Origin of the sequence: Sphaerisporangium sp. NPDC088356 (assembly GCF_040685555.1) — a bacterium.
In the GTDB taxonomy this organism is placed as follows: Bacteria; Actinomycetota; Actinomycetes; order Streptosporangiales; family Streptosporangiaceae; genus Sphaerisporangium.
In genome coordinates, this window is the sequence record NZ_JBFBIK010000198.1 from 1 (window position 1) to 7760 (window position 7760).

Below are 7760 nucleotides of genomic sequence, written 5' to 3' on the forward strand. Positions count from 1 at the left end.
CAGAAGGCACCCGAGCGGCCGGCCGCATCCCCGGCCGGCCGCCGGGTGCCCCCTGGGCCGCCGCCCTGGGCGGCGCCGAGCCTGTTCAAGAAGCTGGCGACGGACCGGATCGCGTTGATGTCGCTCGCCGCGACGTACGGCGACGCGGCCCGGCTGTCGATCGGCCCCAAGACTCTCTACTTCTTCAACCACCCCGACCACGCCAAGCACGTGCTGGCCGACAACAGCGGCAACTACCACAAGGGCGTCGGCCTCGTGCAGGCACGGCGGGCCATCGGTGACGGGCTGCTGACCAGCGAGGGCGCTCTGTGGCGCAAGCAGCGCAGGATGATCCAGCCCGTGTTCCAGAACAAGCGGATCTCCCAGCAGGACGGGATCATCGCCAAGGAGGCGGCCAACCTGGTCGAGCGGCTGCGGTCCCACGCGGGCGGGGAGCCGGTCGACGTCGTCCAGGAGATGACCTCGCTGAGCCTCGGCGTGCTCGGGCGCACCCTGCTCGACGCCGACCTCGGCGCCTTCAGCTCGATCGGGCACTCCTTCGAGGCCGTGCAGGACCAGGCGATGTTCGAGCTGGTGACGCTGAGCAAGGTGCCGATGTGGGTGCCGCTGCCCAAGCAGGTCCGGTTCCGCCGCGCCCGCAAGGAGCTCCAGCGGATCGTCGACCACCTCGTCGCCGACCGCCTGGCGCGGACCGGCGAGGGCGGCGACGACGTGGTGTCCCGCCTGATCGGCTCCACCCGGGAGGAGGCCGATCCCCGGGTCGGCCGGCAGCGCATGCGTGACGAGCTGGTCACCTTGCTGCTCGCGGGGCACGAGACGACGGCGAGCACGCTGTCGTGGACGTTCCACCTCATCGACGGGCATCCGGAGGTCCGTGAGCGGCTGCGCGCCGAGGCGGTCGAGGTGCTCGGCGACCGGCTGCCGGTCTACGAGGACCTGCACCGGCTGCGCTACACCGCGATGGTCGTGGAGGAGGTCATGCGCCTCTACCCGCCCGTCTGGATGCTCCCGAGGGAGGCTCAGGGGGACGACGAGGTCGGCGGCTACCACGTGCCGGCCGGATCCGACGTGCTGATCAGCCCGTACACGCTGCACCGGCACCCGGCCTTCTGGGACGCGCCCGACCGGTTCGACCCGGATCGGTTCGACCCGGACCGCCCCACGAACCGGCCCAGGTACGCCTACATCCCGTTCGGAGCGGGTCCGAGGTTCTGCGTCGGCAACCACCTCGGCATGATGGAGGCCACCTTCGTGATCGCCATGGTGGCCCGGGACCTGCGGCTCACCAAGGTTCCCGGCCACGACGTGGTCGCGGAGCCGATGCTGTCCCTCCGGGTACGCGGTGGTCTGCCGATGACCGTGCACTCCGCGTGACACCCGCGGTGCCGCGGGCCTGAACCGGCTCGCGGCGGCGCGGGCACACGACGAACATGGCGGGCGCCCGGCTCTACGGGTTGCCCGCCATCTGTGGTCATCGCCCTTCTCGGGCCTGTGGTCGCCGCCGTTGGCGGGCGAGGTGAGCGGATCCGGCCCGAACCCTGATCGGAACGACCGGACGGGCTCGACTGGGGCCCCGGATCGGGAAAGAGGGGGATGCGCCCGGCTCGGCAAGGGCTCGGCAAGGGCTCGGCAAGGGGGCCGGAGGGGCGGGTCTCGCACCGGCCGCGGCCGCCCGCCGCTCATGTGGGGCGGGATTCGGCGCCGGCGGCGGTGGCTCAGTGGGTGAGCTGGGGGACGTTCACGGACAGCAGGTCACGCAGGGCGAGCAGTACGGGAGGGTCGAGGGGACGCATGGGCCGCAGGTGGAGGTCGGCGACCTTCGTGTGCGTGCCCGGCCGCACCGTGATCGGCCCGTGGCGTCCGATGCACAGCGCCTCGTCGCCTCCGGGCGCGTGGTTGACGGCGTCCTCGCGGCCGGGGGCCACGGACTGCGCCATCAGGTGCCACTCGCCCTGGGGTACGTCCTCCAGGACGTACGGGCCGGCTTTGCGCAGGATGACGTACCGGACGGGCTGGCCTTCGAGGATCCTGTCGGGGAAGAGCCCGGCGAAGATGGGCTGGTCCTTCAGCGGGGAGGAGATGTCGCCCCAGACCGTCGTCACCGGCGCGTCCCCCGTGGTGTCCTCGCAGCCGGCGGCGGTCATCTCCGCGGTGATGCTCTTGAGCTGGCGGTACTTGGTGGGGGAGAGCCCCACACTGCTGGTGAACCTCGAACTGAAGGTTCCGACGCTGGAGTACCCGACCCTGTGGCTGATGTCGGTGACGGTCAGCGAGGTCGACGAGAGAAGCCGCTTGGCCTCCTGGAGCCGTACCGCCGACAGGAAACGGCCGGGGGAAAGCCCGGTCACCCGCTGGAAGACGCGGGAGAAGTGAAACTTGCTGAACATCGCCGTGCGAGCCATGTCATTGATTGTCAGTTGCTCGCCGAGATTCTCGTGCATACTTTTGACGACTCGCATCACGGCTTGTTCGATTGCGTTTTCCATAGCTCCCCCCGTGCGTTGGAGGTGTGATGAGAATTGACCCCGGATTAACACGGGAGAACTCGTCATCGCGAGCCTCCGTCATCTGCTCTCGCTCCATGGCAGCGAATTATCCCCACCCACATACGGTGTGAAATCCGGAAAAAACGGCGCTCGACGACGCCACATGGACGACACTTCGCCATACCATCAGAATTGGCCGCCCCACCTCCCGCGACAACCCCTAGCAGCCCCCAGCCTGCAGATATCCCGTTCCGGCGGGGGTGGGAAATGACGCCGCTGACGGATGTGAAAGCAACTCAGAAGATGCGTCGAAGGCGGGCCTGGGCGAACGATGAACTGGTCAGCAGTCGACCTAGACGGACGAGGACACGCCTATGCGGCCGCCAGCTTCAGACGAAGAGCAGACCAGGACGATGACGATCGAGGCGTTCGCCGACACGATCGTCCCTGGCGAGAAGCGGTCGTCCGACGACAGGGCCATCGCTGGAGCGACCACGGGCGGCGGGGCGGTGGCGGCAGGCGCCATCGAGCTGCTGGAGTGGGACGCGACGGGATTGAGCGGCGCGCTGGGCGACCTCGCCGGGATGCTGAACGAGCACACGCTGGCGTACGCCGCCGAGCTCGAGCTGGTGCTCGACGAGTCGGTGCCGCCGTTCGTGGCGCTGTCGTTCGAGCACAGGACCGCCGTGGTGAACCGGCTCACCAAGCCGGGTCACCCCGAGAAGCCGCTGTGGGTCAGCCTCGCGCTGTTCTGCAACATGGCCTTCGACTCGGCGGCCCACCTCCACACCGCCGACGCCATCGCCGCGGGGCACCCCGGGCTGATCGCGATGGGCATCGAGAAGCCCGACCCCGACGGCCGGTGGCGGTTCCCGCAGTACTCCTACGGCCGGCCGCTGGCCCGACTGCACCCGGACACGACCCCCTCAGGGAGCCCCGCATGACGAGCACCGAGAGCACCGACGTCCTGGTGATCGGAAGTGGCTTCGGCGGCGCGATCGCGGCGTACCACCTCGCGGCCGGTGGCGCGCGGGTCGTGGTGCTCGAACGCGGCCCATGGCTGACGGGCCAGGACTTCGACCACGACTTCAAGCTCGGATCGTCGTACACGCGGGCCTTCGACTTCGTGGTCGGCGACGGCATGAGCATCCTGGGCGGCAACTGCGTGGGCGGCGGCAGCGTCGTCTACTTCGCCGCGATGCCGCGCGCGCCGCGCTACACCTTCGAGCGCCATGGCAGCATCGGCAGGCGGATGTGGCCCGCGGCCGTCAGCCGTGACACCCTCGACCCCTGGTACGACCGGGTGGCCGAGTCGATCAAGATCACCCAGCAGGACTGGAACGACGTCTCCTACGCCGGAGGGCTGTGGGCGGCGGCGTGCAACCACGCGGGCCGCACGGCCAACCCGGTGCCGGTCGCCATCGACACCACCAAGTGCACCAACTGCAACTGGATGATGGCCGGGTGCCACTTCGACGCCAAGCAGTCGCTGCTGTTCAACTACCTGCCCGCGGCGATCGCGCACGGTGCGGAGATCCGGCCGCTGCACGAGGTGCAGAAGATCTCGCGGACCGACGACGGCGGCTACCGCGTCCACTACGACCACATCGACGACGAGGACTACCGGATCCGCGGCGAGAGCGGCACGATCGACGCCAAGGTCATCGTGCTGGCCGCCGGCGCCGGCGCCACGCCGGTGATCCTCCAGCGCAGCGAGGAAACGCTCGGCACGATGCCCTCCGCCGTCGGCCGCTACTTCTCGGGCAACGGCGAGCGGCTCAACACCGCCATCCTCAACGAGGACAAGGTCCGTGAGGTGCTCGGCCTGGAGCGCGGCGACGGCCTGGCGTACGAGGCCAACCAGATCGGCAAGGGGCCGGTCGTGGCGAGCTGGGACCGCCTGGACGGCTCGCTGCCCGAGTACTCGCGGTTCTCGCTGGAGCAGCTCTACTTCCCGCCCGGTCTCGGCACCATCCTCGCCCAGGTCCCCGGCGCCACGGGGCCGAGCTGGTTCGGCGTGGACAAGAAGGAGATCCTCAAACGCTGGCGCTCCTGGCTGATCATCTTCCAGATGACCGAGGACGACAACGAGGGGGTCTTCGGCCCGCCTCCCGCCCACGGCAACGCCGACCGGCTGTCGCAGCAGATGCTCGGCGTCGGCCGCCTCAAGTACGACCCGACCCCCAACACGCTGCGCGGCTGGGCCGAGGCGGACGCCGAGGTCAAGGACATCCTGGAGCGTGACGGGCTGGCCGAGGTGGCGGCGTGGACCAACGACGTGGTGGGCGCCTACACGGTGCACCCCCTGGCGTCCTGCCGCATCGGCGACGACCCGGCCACGTCGGCGCTCGACGACCGCAACGAGCTGCGCGGCCACCCGGGCATCTTCGTCACCGACGGCTCGGCCGTCCCCGGCGCGCTGAACGTCAACCCCGCGATGACCATCGCCGCGCTCGCCGAGCGCGCGATCCCCGGTATCGTCCAGGCCGCCCAGAGCCGGGGCGTCAACGTCACCTACGGGGCACCGGCCCCCGACGGCTCCACCGCCGGCCGGCGCGGAGCCCTGCCCCTGGTGCCCAGCCTGCTGCGCCGGTAAGAGAGGAGCAGGCCATGGGCAAGGTGCTCAGCCGGGTGACACTGCCGGGAACGCTGTCTCAGGTGCGTCACGTCACACCGGTGCGTCCACGCCAGGCGACCGGCCTGGTGACCCGGGTATACGCACAGGTCGAGCGGGACTTCGGGATGCTGGCGCCGCCCATGCTCCTGCACTCGCCGGCCCCCGAGGCCCTCGCGGCCTCGTGGTCGATCCTGCGGGAGTCGCTCCTCGCCGGAGGGCTCGTCAGCAGGCCGGTCAAGGAGGCGGTCGCCACCGCGGTGTCGCTCGGCAACGCCTGCCCGTACTGCGTCGACGTGCACAGCGCCACGATGGACGGCCTGGTGCCCGGACACCACGCCGCCGAGATCGTCAACGGCCGCGCCGAGGCGGTCACCGACCCGGTCGTACGCCGGGTCGCCGCCTGGGCGCGGGCGAGCGGCACGCGGGAGACCGCCGCCCGCCACGAGGCCCCGCTACCCGCGGAGCAGACCAGGGAGCTGGCCGCGGTGGCGGTCACCTTCCAGTACCTGAACCGCATGGTCAACGTCTTCCTCGGCGACTCCCCGCTTCCGCCTGAGGTGCCGGACAGGGCGCGCGGCGGCCTCATGCGGCTGTTCGGCCTGATCATGCGCCCGGCGGCACGCAGGAACGGGGTGCCCGGCGCCTCGTTCGACCTGCTGCCTGCCGCCCCGCTGCCCGGGGACCTGTCCTGGGCGGACGGCGCGCCGTCCCTCGCCGGGGCCTTCGCCCGGGCCGCCGCCGCCGTCGACGGCGTGGGCCGCCGCTCGGTCCCGGCCCCGGTGCGCCAGATGGTCGCCGCCGAGCTGGCCGCGTGGAACGGCGAGCCGCCCGGTCTCGGCCGAGCCTGGGTGACCGGCGCGGTGTCGGGCCTGGCGCCCGCCCATCGCCCGGCGGGCCGGCTGGCGCTGCTCACGGCCATGGCCTCCTACCAGGTGGACCAGACGGTCATCGAGGAGTTCCGCTCAGGGACGCCTGGCGACCGGGCGCTCGTCGAGCTCACCTCGTGGGCGAGCATGGCCGCGGCTCGACATGCCGGGACCTGGATGAGCACGGCTCCGCTCGCCCGTACGGCGGAGCACCGCGACGGCGGCCCGCCGCTCACCTGAGCGCCACCCCGGCGGCCCGTCGAACGCGCGCCGCCGGGGAAATCCGGCCGCGCATTCGCGAAAAGCACACACGGAGAAGACACCGGTAATTCGATTGATGCATGATTGTTTCAGGAACGTGAATTGAATTACCTGGATAACTTGATGAATATGCGTGTTCCGCCTTTCGGCCGGTATACCGCGCGAGTCGATCAGGCATCCATTCCAGTGAGAGGAGAGACGCGTGACCGACCTGGACAACGTGCTTGAGGCCCTGACCGCGGAGGGCGAAGAGCTCGACCGCCTGGTGGCCGGTCTCGATGCGTCGCAGTGGGAACTGCCCACCCCCGCACCCGGATGGACGATCGCGAACCAGATCGCCCACCTGGCCTTCATCTTCCGGCTCGCCGGGACCGCGGCGTCCGACGCCGAGGGGTTCAAGGCCATGGTCGCGGGAGCCGAGAACGACTTCAACGGCGCGGTCAACGCCGCCCTCGCCCTGTACGCGGGCGACACCCCCGAGGTGCTGCTCGGCCGCTGGCGTGCCGAGCGCGAGACCGTCGTCAGGGCGCTCGCCGCAGTGCCGGCCGGGCAGGTGGTGCCGTGGCTGGTCAACCCGCTGCCGCCCATCATCCTCGCCTGCGCCGGGATCATGGAGCAGTTCGCGCACGGCCAGGACATCGCCGACGCGCTCGGGGTGCGGCGCGAGCTGACCGACCGCATCGAGCACCTGGTCGTGTTCGCGGTGCTGACCAGGGACTTCGGTTACCTGGCGCGCGGCCTGACCCCGCCGGCGACCGAGTTCCGCTTCGAGCTCACCGCCCCCTCGGGCAAGCTGTGGGCGTTCGGCCCCGAGGACTCGCCGCAGAAGGTGACCGGGCCCGCCGCCGACTTCTGCCTCCTGGTGACCAGGCGGCGCCACCGCGACGACCTTCAGGTCGTCGCCACCGGCAGCGAGGCCGACCACTGGCTGGACATCGCCCAGTGCTATCGGGGACCCGCCGGGGCGGGCCGTACGCCCGGCCAGTTCGCGACCGCCGGGGTGTGACGACGCGCCTTCCGTAATCGCTTTCCCTGCTGTGCGCCACCGAGATCGGCGTCACGAAGACGGCCTGGTATCGGAGTAAAAACGAAGAAAGGCCGCATATATGGTAATCGTGATGACCGCGGACGCCACCCAGACGGACATTCAGGCGGTCGTCTCGCTGGTGCAGTCGGCGGGCGGCGAGGCGTTCGTCAGCCGTGGGGTCAGCCGGATAATCGTCGGCCTGGTCGGTGACATCGACCAGTTCGCCACGCTGAACCTGCGGGGGATGCGGGGCGTCGGCCAGGTCACGCGGATCTCGGCGAAGTACAAGCTGGTCAGCCGCGAGCACCATCCGGACCGCTCGGTCGTGCAGGTCGGGGGAGTGTCGATCGGCCCCCGTACCGTCACGTTGATCGCGGGGCCGTGCGCCGTCGAGACGCCGGACCAGACGCTCGCCTCCGCCCGCATGGCGCGGGCGGCCGGCGCCACGCTGCTGCGCGGCGGCGCCTACAAGCCGCGCACCTCCCCCTACGCCTTCCAGGGGC

The 7760-nt window shown here is 70.7% G+C and carries 6 protein-coding genes and 1 pseudogene; 6 read left to right on the forward strand and 1 reads right to left on the reverse strand.

What is annotated here, in order from left to right:
- Nucleotides 1-45 precede the first annotated feature (45 nt).
- Complete coding sequence (locus AB0O34_RS35445; protein WP_363923152.1) at nt 46-1374, forward strand: cytochrome P450; 1329 nt, start codon at nt 46-48, stop codon at nt 1372-1374.
- Nucleotides 1375-1715: 341 nt separating this feature from the next.
- On the opposite strand, the gene AB0O34_RS35450 is transcribed toward AB0O34_RS35445, so the two are convergent.
- Nucleotides 1716-2486, reverse strand: coding sequence for an AraC family transcriptional regulator (locus tag AB0O34_RS35450; RefSeq protein ID WP_363923142.1), 771 nt, complete (start codon nt 2484-2486; stop codon nt 1716-1718).
- Nucleotides 2487-2899: 413 nt separating this feature from the next.
- Here AB0O34_RS35450 and AB0O34_RS35455 point away from each other — a divergent pair, with 413 nt between their 5' ends.
- The 5 genes and pseudogenes from AB0O34_RS35455 to AB0O34_RS35475 all read left to right on the forward strand — a co-directional run.
- Entirely contained in the window at nt 2900-3430 is a 531-nt protein-coding gene (locus tag AB0O34_RS35455; RefSeq protein ID WP_363923144.1) for a DUF5987 family protein, read from the forward strand.
- On the forward strand, nt 3427-5082 hold the full coding sequence (locus AB0O34_RS35460) for a GMC family oxidoreductase (protein WP_363923146.1): 1656 nt from the start codon (nt 3427-3429) through the stop codon (nt 5080-5082). The genes AB0O34_RS35455 and AB0O34_RS35460 overlap by 4 nt, the downstream gene beginning before the upstream one ends.
- A 14-nt stretch (nt 5083-5096) precedes the next feature.
- Complete coding sequence (locus AB0O34_RS35465) at nt 5097-6209, forward strand: carboxymuconolactone decarboxylase family protein (protein WP_363923148.1); 1113 nt, start codon at nt 5097-5099, stop codon at nt 6207-6209.
- Nucleotides 6210-6432: 223 nt separating this feature from the next.
- Complete coding sequence (locus AB0O34_RS35470; RefSeq protein WP_363923150.1) at nt 6433-7236, forward strand: TIGR03084 family metal-binding protein; 804 nt, start codon at nt 6433-6435, stop codon at nt 7234-7236.
- Between the two features lie 100 nt (nt 7237-7336).
- Nucleotides 7337-7760 (forward strand): annotated as a pseudogene (locus AB0O34_RS35475) (3-deoxy-7-phosphoheptulonate synthase); the annotation flags it as partial.